The organism is Streptomyces sp. STAM6, assembly GCF_054963715.1.
Map to the genome: position 1 here is coordinate 1 of NZ_JBUEFZ010000035.1, position 18,702 is coordinate 18,702.

At 73.1% G+C, this 18,702-nt stretch carries 17 protein-coding genes; 5 read left to right on the forward strand and 12 right to left on the reverse strand.

The genetic code is table 11. From position 1 onward, the window contains the following. Positions 1–441: 441 nt before the first annotated feature. Positions 442–1,440 (forward strand): tryptophan--tRNA ligase, encoded by a 999-nt coding sequence (trpS, locus tag ACY34K_RS28405; RefSeq protein WP_462752120.1) that lies wholly within the window; start codon positions 442–444, stop codon positions 1,438–1,440. Here trpS and ACY34K_RS28410 read toward each other — a convergent pair. Then, a complete protein-coding gene (locus ACY34K_RS28410) occupies positions 1,407–2,405 on the reverse strand; it encodes a GlxA family transcriptional regulator (protein WP_462752122.1) in 999 nt (332 codons plus the stop codon). The two genes, trpS and ACY34K_RS28410, sit on opposite strands and share 34 nt — an antisense overlap. Positions 2,406–2,480: 75 nt before the next feature. On the opposite strand from ACY34K_RS28410, the gene ACY34K_RS28415 reads away from it, so the two are divergent. After that, positions 2,481–3,071, forward strand: a complete 591-nt coding sequence (locus tag ACY34K_RS28415) for a cysteine hydrolase family protein (protein ID WP_462752124.1) — start codon at positions 2,481–2,483, stop codon at positions 3,069–3,071. 9 nt (positions 3,072–3,080) lie between these two features. On the opposite strand, the gene proC is transcribed toward ACY34K_RS28415, so the two are convergent. From proC to ACY34K_RS28445, 6 genes are all read right to left on the reverse strand, one after another. Continuing rightward, complete coding sequence (proC, locus tag ACY34K_RS28420; protein WP_462752126.1) at positions 3,081–3,890, reverse strand: pyrroline-5-carboxylate reductase; 810 nt, start codon at positions 3,888–3,890, stop codon at positions 3,081–3,083. Between the two features lie 105 nt (positions 3,891–3,995). After that, positions 3,996–4,481, reverse strand: a complete 486-nt coding sequence (locus ACY34K_RS28425) for a GNAT family N-acetyltransferase (RefSeq protein ID WP_462752128.1) — start codon at positions 4,479–4,481, stop codon at positions 3,996–3,998. 62 nt (positions 4,482–4,543) lie between these two features. After that, the gene (locus tag ACY34K_RS28430; RefSeq protein ID WP_462752129.1) at positions 4,544–5,281 is read right to left on the reverse strand and encodes an ABC transporter permease; all 738 of its coding nucleotides are present in this window, start codon (positions 5,279–5,281) and stop codon (positions 4,544–4,546) included. Next, complete coding sequence (locus ACY34K_RS28435) at positions 5,278–6,069, reverse strand: ABC transporter ATP-binding protein (protein ID WP_462752131.1); 792 nt, start codon at positions 6,067–6,069, stop codon at positions 5,278–5,280. Before ACY34K_RS28435 ends, ACY34K_RS28430 begins: the two co-directional genes overlap by 4 nt. Before the next feature lie 716 nt (positions 6,070–6,785). Further along, positions 6,786–7,295, reverse strand: coding sequence for a hypothetical protein (locus ACY34K_RS28440; protein WP_462752133.1), 510 nt, complete (start codon positions 7,293–7,295; stop codon positions 6,786–6,788). Positions 7,296–7,348: 53 nt separating this feature from the next. Further along, positions 7,349–7,684, reverse strand: a complete 336-nt coding sequence (locus ACY34K_RS28445) for an SH3 domain-containing protein (protein WP_462752135.1) — start codon at positions 7,682–7,684, stop codon at positions 7,349–7,351. 144 nt (positions 7,685–7,828) lie between these two features. On the opposite strand from ACY34K_RS28445, the gene ACY34K_RS28450 reads away from it, so the two are divergent. Beyond that, complete coding sequence (locus ACY34K_RS28450; protein ID WP_462752137.1) at positions 7,829–9,985, forward strand: protein kinase domain-containing protein; 2,157 nt, start codon at positions 7,829–7,831, stop codon at positions 9,983–9,985. Positions 9,986–10,025: 40 nt separating this feature from the next. On the opposite strand, the gene ilvD is transcribed toward ACY34K_RS28450, so the two are convergent. The 4 genes from ilvD to ACY34K_RS28470 all read right to left on the reverse strand — a co-directional run bounded on the left by ilvD (position 10,026) and on the right by ACY34K_RS28470 (position 14,357). Next, positions 10,026–11,879, reverse strand: coding sequence for a dihydroxy-acid dehydratase (ilvD, locus tag ACY34K_RS28455; RefSeq protein ID WP_462752139.1), 1,854 nt, complete (start codon positions 11,877–11,879; stop codon positions 10,026–10,028). A gap of 101 nt (positions 11,880–11,980) precedes the next feature. Continuing rightward, complete coding sequence (locus tag ACY34K_RS28460; protein WP_462752141.1) at positions 11,981–12,586, reverse strand: TetR/AcrR family transcriptional regulator; 606 nt, start codon at positions 12,584–12,586, stop codon at positions 11,981–11,983. Next, positions 12,583–13,401, reverse strand: coding sequence for a sugar phosphate isomerase/epimerase family protein (locus ACY34K_RS28465; protein WP_462752143.1), 819 nt, complete (start codon positions 13,399–13,401; stop codon positions 12,583–12,585). Before ACY34K_RS28465 ends, ACY34K_RS28460 begins: the two co-directional genes overlap by 4 nt. Positions 13,402–13,424: 23 nt before the next feature. Beyond that, on the reverse strand, positions 13,425–14,357 hold the full coding sequence (locus tag ACY34K_RS28470; protein ID WP_462752145.1) for a Ppx/GppA family phosphatase: 933 nt from the start codon (positions 14,355–14,357) through the stop codon (positions 13,425–13,427). A 39-nt stretch (positions 14,358–14,396) separates the two neighbouring features. On the opposite strand from ACY34K_RS28470, the gene ACY34K_RS28475 reads away from it, so the two are divergent. Continuing rightward, positions 14,397–15,239 (forward strand): hypothetical protein, encoded by an 843-nt coding sequence (locus ACY34K_RS28475; protein WP_462752147.1) that lies wholly within the window; start codon positions 14,397–14,399, stop codon positions 15,237–15,239. Here ACY34K_RS28475 and ACY34K_RS28480 read toward each other — a convergent pair. After that, entirely contained in the window at positions 15,236–16,966 is a 1,731-nt protein-coding gene (locus ACY34K_RS28480; protein ID WP_462752149.1) for a BACON domain-containing protein, read from the reverse strand. The genes ACY34K_RS28475 and ACY34K_RS28480 overlap by 4 nt on opposite strands. Positions 16,967–17,131: 165 nt before the next feature. Between ACY34K_RS28480 and radA the strand changes: the two genes are divergently transcribed. Next, positions 17,132–18,529 carry a DNA repair protein RadA gene (radA, locus tag ACY34K_RS28485; RefSeq protein WP_462752151.1) on the forward strand — a complete coding sequence of 466 codons (1,398 nt, stop codon included), beginning with the start codon at positions 17,132–17,134 and terminating at the stop codon, positions 18,527–18,529. Positions 18,530–18,702 lie beyond the last annotated feature (173 nt).

Below are 18,702 nucleotides of genomic sequence, written 5' to 3' on the forward strand. Positions count from 1 at the left end.
GTGTCTTCCCGGCTGTTCGGCCGTTCCGACGAGTGAGACTTTAGCGGAATCCCGGGGCCCGAAGCCAATCGGGCCGCGTCCTCTCGAACGTGGATTCCTCATTTCGCAAAAGCGCACGGAAAACGATACGACAGTGCGTCGCTCGCTTGAGGTGGTTCTTGCGGAATGGCTGTCCGGGGACCGACCGGAGTCGGCGCTCACGTCGGACAACTCGGAGAACACTACGTACCGAGCAAACCCGTGTCAACCTCGGCCCGTCCCGCTACCCTGGTGGCATGACATCGCATGCGTGCACCCTTCGGTGGTGGGCCGCCTGACGGCGGCCGACTCGACACGTATGCGCTCAACGGCCGCCGCTTCGGCGGCCGTTCGTGTTTCTCCCTCCGGGAGGCCGGCCGCGGGTGGCGGCGGCCTCGACCAGGAGACGGAGCGGAGAGCGCGATGACGCGGATCTTCAGTGGGGTCAAGCCGACGGGCCATCTGACGCTGGGCAACTACCTCGGGGCCGTACGGCAGTGGGTCGAGGTGGACCAGCACCGGGCGGATGCGCTGTTCAGCGTGGTGGACCTGCACGCACTGACGGTCGAGCACGACCCCGCGCGGGTGCGACGGCTCAGCCGGCAGGCGGCGACGCTGCTGCTGGCGGCGGGACTCGATCCCGAGCTGTGCACCCTCTATGTACAGAGCCATGTGGACGAGCACGTCCGGCTCTCCTATCTGCTGGAGTGCACCGCCACGGACGGCGAGCTGCGACGCATGATCCAGTACAAGGAGAAGAGTCTGCGGGCGCGGGCGTCCGGGGAGAGCGTGCGGGTGTCACTGCTGACGTATCCGGTGCTGATGGCGGCGGACATCCTGGCGTACGAGACGGACGAGGTTCCCGTGGGGGACGACCAGGCGCAGCATGTGGAGCTCACCCGGGATCTGGCGGTGCGGTTCAACCAGCGGTACGGGCACACCTTCACCGTGCCCAGGGCGACGCATCCCAAGGTGGCGGCGCGGGTCATGGACCTGCAGGACCCGAAGTCGAAGATGGGGAAGTCGCACGAGAACGGGGCCGGGATCGTCTATCTGCTCGACGAGCCGGACGTGGTGCGGCGGAAGGTCATGCGGGCGGTGACGGACAGCGGGACTGCGGTCGAGTACGACCGGGAGTCCGGGCCCGGCGTGGCGAATCTGCTCGATGTGCTGGCGGCGTCCACGGGTGGTGATCCGGAGGTGCTGGCGGGCGGCTACGACTCGTACGGCGCGTTGAAGAAGGACACGGCGGAAGCGGTGGTGGAACTGTTGCGGCCGCTTCGGGAGCGGCATGCGGCGCTCGTGGCCGATCCGGGGTACGTGGACAAGGTGCTGAGGGCGGGGGCGGAGCGGGCCCGGGAGATCGCGCGGCCGGTGGTGGACCGGGCCTATCGGGCGGTGGGGCTGTTGCCGGCGGGGTGACGGAAGGCGGACCGGTAGTCGCGCGGGCTGGTGGAGAGATGGGTGGCGAAGTGCTGCCGCATGGTGACCTCACTTCCGAAGCCCGCGCGGCGGGCCACTTCGGGGAGGGGGTGGTCGGTGCGTTCGAGGAGTTTCTGGGCGGCGGCGACACGCTGGGTGATGAGCCAGTGGAGCGGGGTGGTGCCGGTGGTGGCCTGGAAGTGGCGGGCGAAGGAGCGGGGGGACATGCCGGCGCGGGCGGCGAGGGTGGCGACGGTGTGGGGTTCGTCGATGTGGGCGAGGGCGTAGTCGCGTACGGCGGCGAGCGCGTCCGCGTCCCGGTCGGCGCGGGGGGTGGGGCGTTCGATGAACTGGGCCTGGGTGCCCGTGCGGAAGGGGGCGGTGACCATCGCGCGGGCGATGGTGGCGGCGGCTTCGGCGCCGTGGGTGATGCGGACGAGGTGGAGGCAGAGGTCGATGCCTGCGGCGGTGCCGGCGGAGGTCCAGACGCCGGAGTCCTCGACGAAGAGCGCGTCGGGTTCGACGGTGACGGCGGGGTGGCGGTCGGCGAGGGTCCGCGCCAGGTACCAGTGGGTGACCGCGCGGCGTCCGTCGAGCAGGCCGGCGCGGGCGAGGACGAAGGCGCCGGCGCAGAGGGAGGCGACGGGGACGCCGGTGGTGTGGGCGCGGCGCAGGGCGTCGAGGACGGGTGCGGGGATGTCCTCGTCGGGGTCCTCGATGCCGGGGACGACGACGAGATCGGTGGGGGTGAGGTCGTCGAGCCAGTCGAGCGGGCGGTCGGGGGTGAGGCCGAGGCCGCCGCGAAGGGTGACGGGGGTGGCCGGGTCCGCGGCGGCGCGGCGGAGTTCGAAGGGCGGGACGCCGCGGGGGCGCCGGTCGGTGCCCCAGACCTCGTTGATGACGGAGACGTCGAAGGCGCGGATGCCGGGGAAAGCGAGGAGGGCGATGCGCTGGGCGGCTGCCATGGCTGGCAGTAAACCATCGATCACCGGCTTTTCCGCCTCTGGGGTGCGGAGGGCGCGGGCTCCAGGATCGTGGGCATGGAGATCAACGAGAACGCGGCGCTGGTGGTCATCGATGTGCAGAAGGGGTTCGACGAGGAGTTCTGGGGGAGGCGCGACAACCCGGCGGCGGAGGAGAACATCGCCGCGCTGATCGATCTGTGGCAGCGGACGGGGCGGCCGGTGGTGTTCGTGCGGCACGACTCGACGGAGAGTCCTCGGTCGCCGCTGCGGAAGGGGTACGTGGGCAACGCGTTCAAGGACTTCGTCGAGGCGCGGCGGGGGAAGGGCCCCGGGCCGGAGCTGCTGGTGACGAAGTCGGTGAATTCGGCGTTCTACGGCGAGCCGGATCTGGACCGGTGGCTGCGGGGCGCCGGCGTGGAGCAGATCGTGATCGCGGGGATCCAGACGAACATGTGCAACGAGACGACCGCGCGGATGGGCGGCAACCTGGGGTACGACGTGGTGTTCCCGCTGGACGCGATGCACACCTTCGACCTGGCCGGGCCGTTCGGGTGGACGCTGACGGCGGAGGAGCTGACCCGGGCGACTGCGGTGTCGCTGCACGGTGGGCGGTTCGCCCGGGTCGTGACCACGGAGGGCGTGCTGAAGGGTGCGGCCCGGGGGTGACTCGGCCGGTCAGCCGTTGCCGGAGGCGAGCTCGCGGCTGCGGTCGCGGGCCGCCTCCAGTGCGGCGATCAGGGCGGCCCGTACGCCGTGGTTCTCCAGCTCCCGGATGGCGCTGATGGTGGTGCCGGCCGGGGAGGTGACGGCTTCGCGGAGCTTGACGGGGTGTTCGCCGCTGTCGCGGAGCATGACGGCGGCGCCGATCGCGGCCTGCACGATCAGGTCGTGGGCCTGGGCGCGGGGCAGGCCGAGGAGGATGCCGGCGTCGGTCATGGCTTCGACGAGGAAGTAGAAGTAGGCCGGGCCGGAGCCGGAGAGGGCGGTGGCGGCGTCCTGCTGGGACTCGGGCACGCGCAGGGTCTTGCCGACGCCGCCGAAGATCTCCTCGGTGTGGGCGAGGTGCTCGCTGGTGGCATGGCTGCCGGCGGAGATGACGGACATGCCTTCGTCGACGAGGACGGGGGTGTTGGGCATGACACGGATGACGGGGGTGTCGGGGGCGAGCCGCTCCTCGATGAAGGCGGTGGTGATGCCGGCGGCGGCGCTGACGACGAGGCGGTCGGGGGCGACGTGGGGGCCGAGTTCGTCGAGGAGCTTGCCCATGTCCTGGGGCTTGACCGCCAGGATGAGGGTGTCGGCGCGCTTGGCGGCGTCGGCGTTGGAGACGGGCTCGACGCCGTAACGGGCGCGCAGCTCCTCGGCGCGATCGGCGCGGCGGGTGGTGACGAGGAGGTGGCCGGCCGGCCAGCCGGCGCGGATCATGCCGCTGAGCAGGGCTTCGCCGATCTTGCCGGTGCCGAGGACTGCGACTGTCTGGGTCATGGCTGCTGTTCACCTCGCCGCGTGGGGTTACGTACCGCCATCCTCGCACCGGGTGGGTGTGGCGGGGTGGACTGTCCGAGGGGCGGTACGCGGGCGGCGCGGCGGTCAGTCGCGTGTGCGGGCGGGTGGGAGCTCGGCCACGATCTCGTCGCCTTCCGTGCGCGGGGTGGGGACGAAGCCCAGGGACTCGTAGAGCTTTCCGGCAGGGATGTTGTCGGGGTGGTAGGAGAGACGGATGGGGCTGTCCGGCTCCTCGGCCGCGAGCCACCGGGTGAGGGTGCGGACGGTGGCGCGGCCGATGCCCCGGCCCTGTTCGGGTCCGTCGACGAGCATGCCACCGATCCAGCGGGAGCCGTCGTCGTCGCGGGCCCACATGACGTGTCCCACGACGGTGTCGTCGGCGTGGACGGCGAGGGAGTTCCATACGCCTTCGCGGAGGGAGAGCAGCAGGTAGCGGGCGCCGAGGGCGGCGATGTGGTCGCGCTGGTGGTCGAGGGGGGCGACGTCGGCGACGGCGCGCCAGTTGTCGTCGCCGATCTCGCGCAGGGTGATCTTGCGGCCGGTGGCGTCGTGGAGCCCGGAATCGATCATGGGCGCAGGCTATGGGCAGGTCCTGGGCCGCGCTATCGAATTTGGCGGCTCCTCGGGGGCGTCTAGGGGGTGCGGCGGCGGAGGGTGGCGGCGCCGAGGGCGAGGACGAAGACCGCGCAGCCGGCGACGACCAGGACGTCGCGGATGAAGTCGGCGGTCATGTCGGTGTGGTGCAGGACCTCGGTCATGCCGTCGACGGCGTACGACATGGGCAGGGCGTTGGAGATGCCTTCGAGGACGGGCTGCATCTGGTCGCGCGGGGTGAACAGGCCGCACAGCAGCAGCTGGGGGAAGATCACGGCGGGCATGAACTGGACGGCCTGGAATTCGGAGGCGGCGAAGGCCGAGACGAACAGGCCGAGTGCGGTGCCGAGCAGGGCGTCGAGCAGGGCGACCAGGAGCAGCAGCCAGGGTGAGCCGATGACGTCCAGTCCGAGGACCCAGAGCGCGAGGCCGGTGGCGAGGGCCGACTGGACGACGGCGAGCAGGCCGAAGGCGAGGGCGTAGCCGGCGATGAGGTCGGCCTTGCCGAGAGGCATGGCGAGGAGTCGTTCGAGGGTGCCGGAGGTGCGTTCGCGCAGGGTCGCGATGGAGGTCACCAGGAACATCGTGATCAGCGGGAAGATGCCGAGCAGCGAGGCGCCGATGGAGTCGAAGGTCCGGGGGCTGCCGTCGAAGACGTACCGGAGCAGCAGGAGCATCAGGCACGGCACGAGGATCATCAGGGCGATCGAGCGTGGGTCGTGGCGCAGCTGGCGCAGGACGCGGGCTGCGGTGGCGAGGGTGCGGGAGCCGTTCACCGGCGGGCCTCCTGGAGGGCGTCTGCCGTGTCGACGAGGTGGAGGAAGGCGTCCTCGACGGTGGCGGTGTCGTTGCGGCGGCGCAGCGCCTCGGGGGTGTCGTCGGCGAGGATCTCGCCCTCGCGCATGAGCAGCAGCCGGTGGCAGCGCTCGGCCTCGTCCATGACGTGCGAGGAGACGAGGATCGTGGCGCCCCGGTCGGCGGCGATGCGGTGGAAGAGGGTCCACAGGTCGCGGCGGAGGACGGGGTCGAGGCCGACGGTCGGTTCGTCGAGGACGAGCAGTTCGGGTGCGCCGAGCAGGGCGACCGCGAGGGAGACGCGGCTGCGCTGGCCGCCGGAGAGGTTGCGGGCGAGGGCGTCGGCGTGCGAGGTGAGGTCGACGTCGGCGATGGCGCGCGTGACGGTTTCGGCGCGGGCCTCGCGCTGGTGGCGGCCCGGTCGGAGGACGGCGGCGAAGTACGCGAGGTTCTGGCGGACGGTCAGGTCGTCGTAGACGGAGGGGGCCTGGGTGACATAGCCGATGCGGGCGCGCAGGGAGGCGTCCCCGGCGGGGCGGCCGAGGACGGTGAGGGAACCGGCGACCTTGGCCTGGGTGCCGACGACTGCCCGCATGAGGGTGGTCTTGCCGCAGCCGGAGGGTCCGAGGAGACCGGTGATCTGCCCGCGGGGCACGGCGAAGTCGAGCGCGCGCAGGACGGTGCGTTCGCCGCGCACGACGGTGAGTCCGCGGGCGTGGATGGCGGTGTTCGCGACGTCCTCGGCGCCTGCCGGAGGATTATTCATCATGCGATGAATAATCCTCCGGGGGGTACGGCGCGTCAAGCGTCCGGACCAAGCGTCCGGACGCGGCGGACGGCGCGTGCCGGGGCGAGCGGGGCCAGGGGGCCCGCGGCAGCGAGTGGCCGCCGGCCGCGCTGGACGGCGGGCTGCGGCGGGACCTCAGGCCACGACGGACGGCGGACAGCGAACAGCGGCGGAGTTCGGCCACGCCGACCGGGCAGCGAGTCAGCGGTGCGGAACAGGGTCGCTTGGATCGGGCCGTGCAAAGGCGTCCCCAAGGCCACGACAACGTGCTGGGCGAGGAGCGGCTGGATCCGGAGCGGCGGGCACGGTCGCGAGCGCACCGCGGACCCGGGCGGACGAGGCCGACCGGGCCGTCGGCCGCCGTCGCGGAAGGACGGACAGCTCGATGAGGGGCGCGGCCCTGGTTGGGCGGGCACGGGCGGACGGGCGCTCAAAGGGCGCCGCTTGCCCTGCCGCCGTAGCTGTCTCCGCCGCGGCCGGCAGCGGCACGGCGGGCCTGGAAGGCGACGTCGGTCGGGGCGCCTCGGGTTCGGACCGCCGGGGCGACGAGCGGGGTCCGGGTGTGCGGACGGGGCGAAGGGCCGTCATCGGGCCGGTGGGAGCGCGGTCTCGCGTGCTTGCGTTCCTCGTCGTGCGGAGGAGACGTGACAGCCGCGTCGGGCCCGGCCACGGAGCGGGCCGGTGCGGGGTGCCGCGGTCTACGTGCGCTTGGGGTTCCCGCCGCGGGCGGCCGGGTTGCCCGTTCGGGCGGCGCGGCGCTTGTCGTACTTGGCGCGGGCCGTCTCGTACTCCGCGCGGCGCAGCTTCTCACCGGGCGCCTCCGTCAGCGCGCGGCAGAAGTAGGCGAGGAGCGAGCCGAGGAAGCCGATCGCCTTCAGACCGCGCAGGGCGTCCTCGTGGGCCGGGTCGGCGGGCCGGCGGGTGAAGCCGTCCCAGGTCCTGCGGAAGGCGATGGCCGTGCAGACGGCGAACATGATCACGACGAGGACGTTGACGAACCCGCCGACCGCGGCGATCCGAAGGCCCTGGTAGGCGAATCGGAGCACGAACGCGCCGGCGACGGCCGCCGCCAGCGCACCGACGGCGACGCCCGCGCGCCGCAGCCCGTAGTTCCCGTCGTGCTCGACCCATGTGGTGCCGAAGAAACGGATGGCTTCGGGCTGCGGTCCGGCGGGCGTCCCGGTGGTCCTGGTCTGGTCGTCGCTCACGGGACCGATTATCCCCGGCGCGGCCGGTTGTCCCCGGCGCGGCCGGATCGCCGTCAGGAGCAGCGCGGCGCGACGTATCCGTCGCTCCCGGTCCTCACGTACGCGTCCGAGACGAACTCGCCGTCGGCGATGTTGTCCCAGAGGGCCGTCGTGCCGTACGGGCCGGTGATGCGCTCGCCCGGCTTCTGGCAGTAGACCGGAACCTTGACGTTGTAGGCGAGCGTGCGGATCAGCCGGTACTGCGTGCCGGGACCCGAGCGGACGTTGACCCGGTAGCCGGGTGCGACCGGGTAGCGGACGACGTCCGCCGCGGCCTGCGTCGCCGTGCGCGCGGCGGCCGTGTCCTCGCCCGCCGTGCCGGCGCTCTCGCTGATTTCCTCCGTGGCCATGGAGCCCTCCCCCGTTGCGCTGAGCTTCACTGTGTGCGACGCGCGCAGGCTAGCAAGCCCCACCGTCAACGGCCGCACCATCGACTAGGCTCCGTGCGTCGCGTGCGCGGCCGAAAAACGACGCGGGACCTACGGGGGTGGGCGATGCCGCCGCTGCGGAGGGCGGGCACCGGCCCGGAAGCGGAAGATCCGGGATACGCCGGCCGGTACCGTCTGGAGGCATGCCTCGGCGCGGGCGGCATGGGCGTCGTCCACCTCGCGACCTCCGCGTCCGGCCTGCGCCTCGCGGTGAAGGTCGTGCACGAACAGTACGCCGCCGATCCAGAGTTCAGGGCGCGTTTCCGGCAGGAGGTGGCCGCCGCCCGCCGGGTGAGCGGCGCCTTCACGGCACCGGTCGTGGACGCCGACCCGGACGCCGGGCGGCCCTGGATGGCCACCCTGTACGTGCCCGGTCCCACCCTCGCCGAGCAGATCAAGCGGAACGGCCCGATGACCCCCGCGGAGCTGCGCCGGCTGACGGCCGGGCTCGCCGAGGCCCTGCGCGACATCCACCGCGCGGGTGTGGTGCACCGCGATCTGAAGCCGGGCAACGTCCTGCTGACGGACACCGGCCCGAAGGTCATCGACTTCGGCATCTCACGGCCCGTGGACAGCGATCTGCGCACCGAGACGGGCAAGCTGATCGGCTCGCCCCCGTACATGGCGCCCGAGCAGTTCCAGCGACCTCGGGAAGTCGGCCCGGCCGCCGATGTGTTCGCGCTGGGCTCGGTGCTGGTGCACGCGGCCACCGGCCGGGGCCCGTTCGACTCCGGCAGCCCGTACATCGTGGCGTACCAGGTGGTGCACGACGAGCCGGACCTGTCGGAGGTGCCGGAGGACCTCCTCCCGCTGATCACCCGGTGCCTGGCCAAGGAACCCGGGGACCGGCCGACACCGGACGAGGTGATGGCCGCGCTGCGCCCGCCCTCGTACGACGCCGAGGCGTTCATACCGGCCCAGCGGCGATCCGGCGGACCACGGAGGGAACACCCCGGACACCGCCCGGAGAGCCCGGACGACCGTCCCGACAGCCACCACCACGACGCCGGGCCGGAGCGGGAGCCGCGACGACCGTCCCGCCCGCCACGCCGGCCGCGCCGGGTCCTGGCCACCGCCGCCGCTGTCCTGGCGCTGGGTGTGGCCGGCGGGATCGCGGCCTGGGGCACGGGCGACGGCCCGGAGTCTCCCGGCGGCTCCCGTACGGCCGCCGGGGCGGTGGCGGTCACTCCGTGGCAGACCTCGCCGGGCACCTCCGCCGGCACGGGGGCGCCGTTCTGCGCCTACGACGGCGGCGCGCTCGTCTGCTCGTCGCCGGGCGGCGACCTGGCGCGGGTCGACCCTTCGGACGGACGGGTGCTGTGGTCGCGCAAGGCCGGTGAGATCTCCGAGCCGGTGGCCTCCGGCGGCCTGGTGCACACGGTCACGCAGGGCACCGTCCGCGCGTACCGGCCCGGCGACGGCACGCCCGGGTGGAGCGCCGACGTCTCCGCGTACCGGGGCGACGTCCACCACGCCGGGGACACCGTGCTGCTGGCGGCCGAGTCGGGCCAGGTCAAGGGCGTGGACGGGGCGACGGGCGAGATGCGCTGGCGGCACGCCCTGCGCGGGCACGGCTTTCCGCGCTTCGGCCCGTACAACGTGGCGACAGGACTTGTGTACGCATTCGAGAGCTCGGGCACGGGCACGACGCTCGTCAGCGCGGTACGGCCGGCGACCGGCGACATCGCCTGGCAGCGGCGCCTGGACGGCGATCTGACCCCGGTGGGGGCGACCGGCTCCGGTGTGCTGCAGCTGACCTCTCACGACGCCAACTCACAGGTCGACGCACTCGTGCGGTACGACCCGGACAAACGCGAGGCCCGCCGGGTGCCGCTGCCGTTCCCGCTGTCGGAGCCGCAGGTGGCGCTGCGCGGCGAGGTCGCGTACCTGCTGGCGCGCAACGGGACGCTGCTGGCGGTCGACACGGGCGCGGGCCGGGCGGGCAAGGAGCTGTGGCGGCTGGAGACGGCCACCGGAAGGGTGTCGCGGCCGGTGGTGGCCGGGGACGACCGGCTCTACTTCTCGGCCGCGGACGGCAGGCTGCTGGCCGTCGACACCGCCCGCGGGGCGCTGCTCGGCCAGACGGGACCACGGCTGCGCGGCGGCAGGCTCGGCTACGCGGCCTCGTTGCCCGCGCCCGTCGTGGCCGGCGGCCGGGTCGTGGCGAGCGCGCCGGACGGGTCGGTCTTCGCCGTGGACGCGAAGGACCCGGCGCGGTGGTGAACCACGCCGGGCCCTGGGCTCCGGAGGAGGAAGCGGGGCGTCAGCCGAGCTTGGTGACGTCCCGGACCGCGCCCTTGTCCGCGCTCGTGGCCATCGCCGCGTACGCCCGCAGGGCGGCCGAGACCTTGCGGTCGCGGGCCTTGGGCGCGTAGGCGCCGTTCAGCGCCTCACGCCGGGCGGCCAGCGTGGCGTCGTCGACGAGCAGCTCGATGGAGCGGTTCGGGATGTCGATACGGATGCGGTCGCCGTCCTCGACCAGCGCGATCGTGCCGCCGCTCGCCGCCTCCGGGGACGCGTGGCCGATCGACAGGCCGGACGTGCCGCCCGAGAAGCGGCCGTCGGTGATCAGCGCGCAGGTCTTGCCCAGGCCCCGGCCCTTCAGGAAGGACGTCGGGTAGAGCATCTCCTGCATGCCGGGGCCGCCCTTGGGGCCCTCGTAGCGGATGACGACGACGTCGCCGTGCGTGATCTCCTTGCGGAGGATCTTGTCGACGGCCTCGTCCTGCGACTCGCAGACGACGGCCGGGCCCTCGAAGGTCCAGATCGACTCGTCGACGCCGGCGGTCTTCACGACACAGCCGTCCACGGCGAGGTTGCCCTTCAGGACGGCGAGGCCGCCGTCCTTGGAGTAGGCGTGCTCGGCCGAGCGGATGCACCCGCCCTCGGCGTCCTGGTCGAGGGATTCCCACCGCTCGGACTGGGAGAAAGCCTCGGCGGAGCGCTTGCACCCGGGGGCCGCGTGCCACAGCTCGACGGCCTCGGGGGACGGGGAGCCGCCGCGCACGTCCCAGGTCTTGAGCCAGTCGGCGAGTGTCGGGCTGTGGACGGAGTGGACGTCCTCGTTGAGGAGACCCGCGCGGTGCAGCTCCCCGAGCAGGGCGGGGATGCCGCCCGCGCGGTGCACGTCCTCCATGTAGTACGTGCGGTCCTTGGCGACGTTCGGCGCGACCTTGGCCAGGCAGGGGACGCGCCGCGAGACGGCGTCGATCTCCGCCAGGCCGAACGGGACGCCCGCCTCCTGGGCGGCGGCCAGCAGGTGCAGGATCGTGTTGGTGGAGCCGCCCATGGCGATGTCGAGGGCCATGGCGTTCTCGAAGGCCGCGAAGGTGGCGATGTTGCGCGGCAGGACCGACTCGTCGCCCCGGCCGTAGTAGCGGTCGGTCAGCTCCACGACGGTGCGCGCGGCGTTCTCGTACAGGGCGCGGCGGGCGGTGTGGGTGGCCAGGGTGGAGCCGTTGCCGGGCAGGGACAGGCCGATGGCCTCGGTCAGGCAGTTCATCGAGTTGGCGGTGAACATGCCGGAACAGGAGCCGCAGGTCGGACAGGCGTTTTCCTCGATGCGGAGGATGTCCTCGTCCGAGATCTTGTCGTTGACGGCGTCGGAGATCGCGTCGACCAGGTCGAGCGTGCGGACCGTGCCGTCGACGAGGGTGGCCTTGCCGGCCTCCATCGGGCCGCCGGAGACGAAGACCGTGGGGATGTTGAGGCGCAGGGCGGCCATCAGCATGCCCGGGGTGATCTTGTCGCAGTTGGAGATGCAGATCAGGGCGTCGGCGCAGTGCGCCTCGACCATGTACTCCACGCTGTCCGCGATCAGGTCGCGGGAGGGCAGGCTGTAGAGCATGCCGCCGTGGCCCATCGCGATGCCGTCGTCGACGGCGATGGTGTTGAACTCCCGCGCGATGCCGCCGGCCTCCGTGATCGCCTCGGAGACGATCCGGCCGACCGGGGCCAGGTGGGTGTGGCCGGGGACGAACTCGGTGAAGGAGTTGGCGACGGCGATGATCGGCTTCCGCCCGATGTCCGCGCCCGGTACACCGGAGGCGCGCATAAGGGCGCGGGCGCCCGCCATGTTGCGGCCGTGGGTGACGGTGCGGGACCTGAGCTCGGGCATCGTCGCTCGCTCCTCGAAGGTGGGACAGGGAGATGTCTTCTTCGAGCGTACGCCCCGGCTCCAAGATCTGGACATGGTGTCCGGATAGCGGGACGCGCGGCTCACGCCTCGGTCAGATACCGCTGGAGCGTGGGGGCGACCAGTTCGATGATCTCCTCCGGGTCCGCCGAGGCCAGCGGTTCCACCCGGATGACGTAGCGCATGATCGCGATCCCGATCATGTGGGAGGCCGCCAGCTCCGCCCGGAACTTCGGGTCCGGTACGTGCAGGTCTCCGGCGACCCGCTCCAGCAGCCGCCGCAGCACGAAGCCGCGCAGCACTTTCGCCGCCGCCTCGTGCGTCAGCGCCGATCGGATGATCGCCAGCAGGGGCGCGCGTGTCGCCGGGTTCTCCCAGACCCCGATGAAATAGCGGGCGAGTCGCTCACCGACGCCCTCGGGGGACTCGCCGATGACCGCGGGGATGACCATCGCGGGCTCGAAGGAGACCTCGATGGCCGCGGCGAAGACCTCGTCCTTCGTGCCGAAGTAGTGGTGGACGAGGGCGGCGTCGACACCGGCCGCCTTGGCGATGCCGCGCACCGAGGTCTTGTCGTAGCCGCGCTCGGCGAACTCGTCGCGGGCGGCCCGGAGGATGCGCTCACGGGCGCCGGGGCCCTCCGCGGCGGCCCGGGGCGGGCGGCCGCGGCCTCTGCGGGGCTCGGTCATGGGATCCGGGCGGCCGACGCCAGGTGCAGCCGGGTGAAGGCCAGCGCCTCCGCCAGGTCGGCCTCGCGCTCCGCCGCGGACATGGCACGCCGGGTGTTGACCTCGATGACCACGTGCCCGTCGAAGCCGGTGCGCGCCAGGTGCTCCAGCAGCTCGGCGCACGGCTGGGTGCCGCGGCCGGGCACCAGGTGCTCGTCCTTGGCCGATCCCCGGCCGTCGGCGAGGTGGACGTGCCCGAGCCGGTCGCCCATGCGGACGGCCATGTCCAGGGCCTCGGTGCGGGCGGTCGCGGTGTGCGAGAGGTCGATCGTGTAGTGGCGGTAGTCGTCCTTGGTGACGTCCCACTCGGGCGCGTACGCGAGCATCTCGCGGTCCCTGTAGCGCCACGGGTACATGTTCTCCACGGCGAAGCGCACATCCGTCTCGTCGGCCATCCGCCAGATGCCGGAGACGAAGTCACGGGCGTACTGGCGCTGCCAGCGGAACGGCGGGTGGACGACGACCGTGGTCGCGCCGAGCTTCTCGGCGGCGGCCTGGGCGCGCTGCAGCTTCACCCAGGGGTCGGTCGACCAGACGCGCTGGGTGATCAGCAGACAGGGCGCGTGGACCGCGAGGATCGGCACCTCGTGGTAGTCGGAGAGGCGCCGCAGCGCCTCGAGGTCCTGGCTGACCGGGTCGGTCCACACCATGACCTCGACGCCGTCGTAGCCCAGGCGGGCAGCGACCTCGAAGGCCGTCGCCGTCGACTCGGGATAGACCGAGGCCGTGGACAGCGCGACCTTCGCATCCGGGATGCGCACGACTGGTTCTGCCACGAGGGACAGAGTACGGGCCCGGGCTACTCGGGAGGGAGGTGGTCCAGCCGTCGCAGGATGACGCCCTCGCGCAGCGCCCAGGGGCAGATCTCCAGTTCGTCGATGCCGAAGAGGTCCATCGCACCCTCCGCGACCAGCGCTCCCGCCAGCAGCTGCGGGGCGCGGCCCTCGGACACGCCGGGCAGTCCGCAGCGCTCCCTGACGGTCATGACGGCGAGCCGCGGAACCCATTCTTCGAGTGACGTTCGACTCAGCACGCGCTCCGCGTAGAGGCCCTCGCCCGAGCCGGGCGCACCGGCTATCCGGGCCAGCTGCTTGAACGTCTTGGAAGTGGCGACGACATGGTCGGGACGGCCGAACCGGGCGAATTCGCCGACCGTACGGGCGATCTCGGCGCGCACATGGCGGCGCAGCGCCTTCACGTCGGCCGGGTCCGCCGGATCGCCCGGCAGCCAGCCGGCGGTCAGCCGTCCGGCGCCGAGCGGCAGGGACACCGCGGCGTCGGGCTCCTCGTCCATGCCGTAGGCGATCTCCAGGGAGCCGCCGCCGATGTCGAGGAGCAGCAGTTTGCCCGAGGACCAGCCGAACCAGCGGCGGGCGGCCAGGAAGGTGAGCCGGGCCTCCTCCTCGCCGGTGAGGACCTGCAGGTCGACGCCGGTCTCGTCCTTGACGCGCTTGAGGACCAGGTCGGCGTTGCCGGCGTCACGGATGGCGGAGGTGGCGAACGGCAGGACCGCCTCGCAGCCCTTGTCCTCGGCGGTGTGCAGGGCGTCGCCGATGATCGTGACGAGCCGCTCGATGCCGCCGTTGCCGATGGAACCGTCGGGATCGAGGAGTTCGGCGAGGCGCAGTTCCGCCTTGTGCGAGTGGGCGGGCAGCGGCCGGGCGCCCGGGTGGGCGTCCACCACCAGCAGGTGCACCGTGTTCGAACCGACGTCGAGGACTCCGAGTCTCATGGACCGAACGCTACTGCGCCCGGCGCATACGCTTGGTGTGTGCCAAAGACGAAGAAGGCGAAGCCGGGCGACACGCCCAAGGCCGACAAGAAGCACAACAAGATCCTCGTCACCCCATCGAAGCCGGACGTACCTGATGAAAAGGGCCTGGACTTCCCCCGGGCGTGGGTCGAGTTCCCGGACCCGGCCGACGAGGAGCAGGTCTTCCGCTGCGACCTGACGTGGCTGACGTCACGCTGGACCTGCGTCTTCGGCAGCGGCTGCCAGGGCATTCAGGCGGGCCGGGCGGACGACGGCTGCTGCACGCTGGGCGCCCACTTCTCGGACGAGGAGGACGAGCAGCGCGTCGCCTCGTACGTGGACCGGCTCACCCCGGAGCTGTGGCAGTTCCACGACGTCGGGACCGAGTCGGGCTGGGTGCAGCTCGACGAGGACGGCGAGCGCCAGACCCGGCGCTGGAAGGGCTCGTGCATCTTCCAGAACCGCCCGGGCTTCGCGGGCGGCGCGGGCTGCTCGCTGCACATCCTGGCCCTGCGGGAGGGCAAGGAGCCGCTGGAGACCAAGCCCGACGTGTGCTGGCAGCTTCCGGTGCGGCGCACCTACGACTGGATCGACCGGCCGGACGACACGCGGGTCCTCCAGGTGTCGATCGGTGAGTACGACCGCCGGGGCTGGGGCCCGGGCGGACACGACCTGCACTGGTGGTGCACCTCGGCGACCTCCGCGCACGGTGCCGGCGAGCCCGTCTACGTGACCTACCGGCCCGAGCTCACGGAGCTCATGGGCAAGGAGGCCTACGACGTGCTGGTGGAGCTGTGCGAGGCGCGGCTGGCCTCGCAGCTGCCGCTGGTGGCCCCACACCCCGCGGACCCGCGGAACTAGGGACTCGGCACCGGATCCGCGGCCGGGCCCGTCGCCGGGGGCTGCTCGGCGGGCGGCTCCGCGGGCGGCGGGTCCTGGGACGGCGGCGGCGTCGGGTCCTGACTCGGCGGCGGGGTCGTCGGGTCCGGGTCCGGACCCTGGGACGGCGGCGTCGGGTCCGGGTCCTGACTCGGCGGGGCCGGCGGGTGCGGGGCCGGGGTCGTGGGGCGCGGGTCGTGCGACGGCGGCCGGGCCGGACCGTGCCCGTCGATCGCGATCACCGCGCCGGCCGGGTCGACCCCGACGCGCGCGGACCACGGCCCGTTCGGCTGACGGGCGCGGTCGACGGAGACGGACACCGTCACGGACCGGCCGGGATCGAGCGTGCCCGAGGTGCGGCTCGCGTACAGCCAGGGCGCGTCCGTCCAGAGCGACCACTGGACCGGGCCGCCGCCGGAGGCCGTAAGGGTGAGCACCGTCCGGCCGCCGCCGGCCGGCTGGGCCTCGACGGTGATGCGGCCGGGACCGGGCCGCCCGGGAGGGGCCGACGGCGCGGGCGCGCCCGCACTGATCACCTCCACCGAGACGTCGGAGGCGCCGCGGCCCGACTTGAACGGGGGGCCGGGGTCGATCCGCGCGTTGCCCGCGTTCTCGTAGTGCCCCTCACGCGGCTCCTCCCGGACGCCCTGCTCGTCCACGTCGCTCACGGCGACCGACGAGGTGTCGTGGGCCTCCCCGGTCAGCGGCGCGCCGCGGTACGCCGCCCACAGCGCCAGGACGGGCGCCGCGATCACGGTGGCGACCACCGTCGTCGTCACCGCCCGGGCCCGCAGCCGGTCGCGCCGCGCCGCGTGGTCCTTGGGGTCCACGGGGAACCCGTCGCGCCCGAACCGGGGCCCGGCCGCCCGGGCGCGCGGCACGCGCAGCATCGCCGTGTGCGCGGCGGCCCCCGGCGCCTCGACGAGCGGCAGCCTCGCCGGGGTGACGGACGAACCGGGCCACGGCCCGACCGCGCCGGCGCGCTCCGCCGTCCGCCTGCAGCGGGGGCAGTCGTCGACGTGCCGGACGAGCTCGCGGCGCAGTGCGGCGGAGAGCAGCACCTGGTGATCGCCGGTGAGCCGGGCGATCGACGGGCAGGTGCCCGTCTCCACCACGGCGAGGGCCGCGCGGGTGCGCTCCACCTCGCAGGCGGCGGCGGACAGCAACTCGCGCGCGGTGACCTGCTCCATGCCGAGGACGGCGGCGACCTGGCCCGGTGTCAGATCGTGCCGGACGGCCAGCTCCAGCGCCTCGCGCTGCTCCGGGGTGGTGCCGGCGGCCTCCGGCCAGGCGAGCAGGGACAGCTCGCGACGGTGGCGCTCGGCGGTCTCGGCGGGCACGCGCGGCGCGGTCTCCCGGACGGGTGTGCGCCCCGCGTGCGCCCCCTGCCGCCGGCGCCGTTGCTCGGCCAGCTCGCGCAGGCAGGCCCAGCGGGCCAGCGCGTACAGCCAGGCCTTGCGCTGCTCGTCGCCGCCCGGACATCGCCCGAACTGCCGCTCGGAGATGGCCAGGACCTCGCCGAGGGCCGCGGTGGCGCGGTCGTGGTCGCAGAGGACCGACAGGCAGTACGTGAACAGTCCGTCCAGGTAGGGCTCGTAACGCGCGGGCGGGCGCTGCGCCAGGGTCCCGGATCCGCTCCGGGGCGCGCGTCCCTGCGCCCGGTGTGCGCCGGTCGTGTGCGTGGGGGGCTCCAGCCTGCTGCTCGTCACCCGGCGACCGTAGGCAGGTGAAGGCACACTCTTCGCACCCATTCGGCTCTTTTAATCCCTACGGGTGAACGTATCCCTCAAAAGGGGACAGGAGGTTTTGCTTCCGCAGAAGGAAGGGCGATAGGGGCGAACCGCGTTGTCAGTGGGGACCGCTACGGTTTGCGCATGGCTGCCCGTACGAAATCCTCCAAGGACCGGCCGTCCTACCGCTGCACCGAGTGCGGCTGGACGACCGCCAAATGGCTCGGCCGCTGTCCCGAGTGCCAGGCCTGGGGGACGGTCGAGGAGTACGGCGCACCCGCCGTCCGCACCACCGCCGTGGGCCGGGTCACCACCTCCGCGCTGCCCATCGGCCAGGTCGACGGCCGGCAGGCCACCGCCCGCAGCACCGGCGTCGACGAGCTGGACCGCGTCCTCGGCGGCGGACTGGTCCCGGGCGCCGTCGTCCTGCTCGCCGGTGAGCCCGGTGTCGGCAAGTCGACCCTGCTGCTCGACGTCGCGGCGAAGGCGGCGAACGACGAGCACCGCACCCTCTATGTGACCGGCGAGGAGTCCGCGAGCCAGGTCCGGTTGCGCGCCGACCGGATCAACGCGCTCAACGACCACCTCTACCTCGCGGCCGAGACGGACCTGTCCGCCGTCCTCGGCCACCTCGACGAGGTCAAGCCCTCCTTGCTGATCCTGGACTCCGTCCAGACCGTCGCCTCCCCCGAGATCGAGGGCGCGCCGGGCGGCATGGCCCAGGTGCGGGAGGTCGCGGGCGCCCTGATCCGCGCCTCCAAGGAGCGCGGCATGTCCACACTCCTCGTGGGCCACGTCACCAAGGACGGCGCGATCGCGGGCCCCCGCCTCCTGGAACACCTCGTGGACGTCGTCCTGCATTTCGAGGGCGACCGGCACGCCCGTCTGCGCCTGGTCCGCGGCGTGAAGAACAGATACGGCGCCACCGACGAGGTCGGCTGCTTCGAACTGCACGACGAGGGCATCACCGGCCTCGCCGACCCGTCGGGGCTCTTCCTCACCCGCCGCGCCGAGCCCGTGCCCGGCACCTGCCTGACCGTCACCCTCGAAGGCCGCCGCCCACTGGTCGCCGAGGTCCAGGCACTCACCGTCGACTCCCAGATCCCTTCCCCCCGCCGCACCACCTCGGGCCTGGAGACGTCCCGCGTCTCGATGATGCTGGCCGTACTGGAGCAGCGGGGCCGGATCAGCGCGCTCGGCAAGCGGGACATCTACTCCGCGACGGTCGGCGGGGTGAAGCTCTCCGAGCCGGCCGCGGACCTGGCGATCGCGCTGGCCCTCGCCTCCGCGGCGAGTGACACCCCGCTGCCGAAGAACCTCGTCGCCATCGGCGAAGTGGGGCTCGCGGGCGAGGTACGGCGGGTCACAGGCGTACAGCGGCGCCTGGCCGAGGCGCACCGGCTGGGGTTCACCCACGCGCTGGTGCCGGGGGATCCGGGGAAGGTGCCGGCGGGGATGAGGGTCACGGAGGTGGCGGACATGGGGGAGGCGCTGAGGGTGCTGCCTCGCTCGCGGCGCAAGGCGGAGGCGCCGCAGTCCTGACGTCCGCCGGTCCCGGCCCGACGCCCCGCACCCCGCGGCGCGGCCCCCCACCGAACCGGGGCTCCGCCCCGGACCCGGCCCCGCCTGTGGCCGGCCTGTCCCCCCACCCCGTCCCTTCCCGAACCCGGGGCTCCGCCCCGGACCCGGCCCGGCTGTCTGCGGACGGGCCCGTT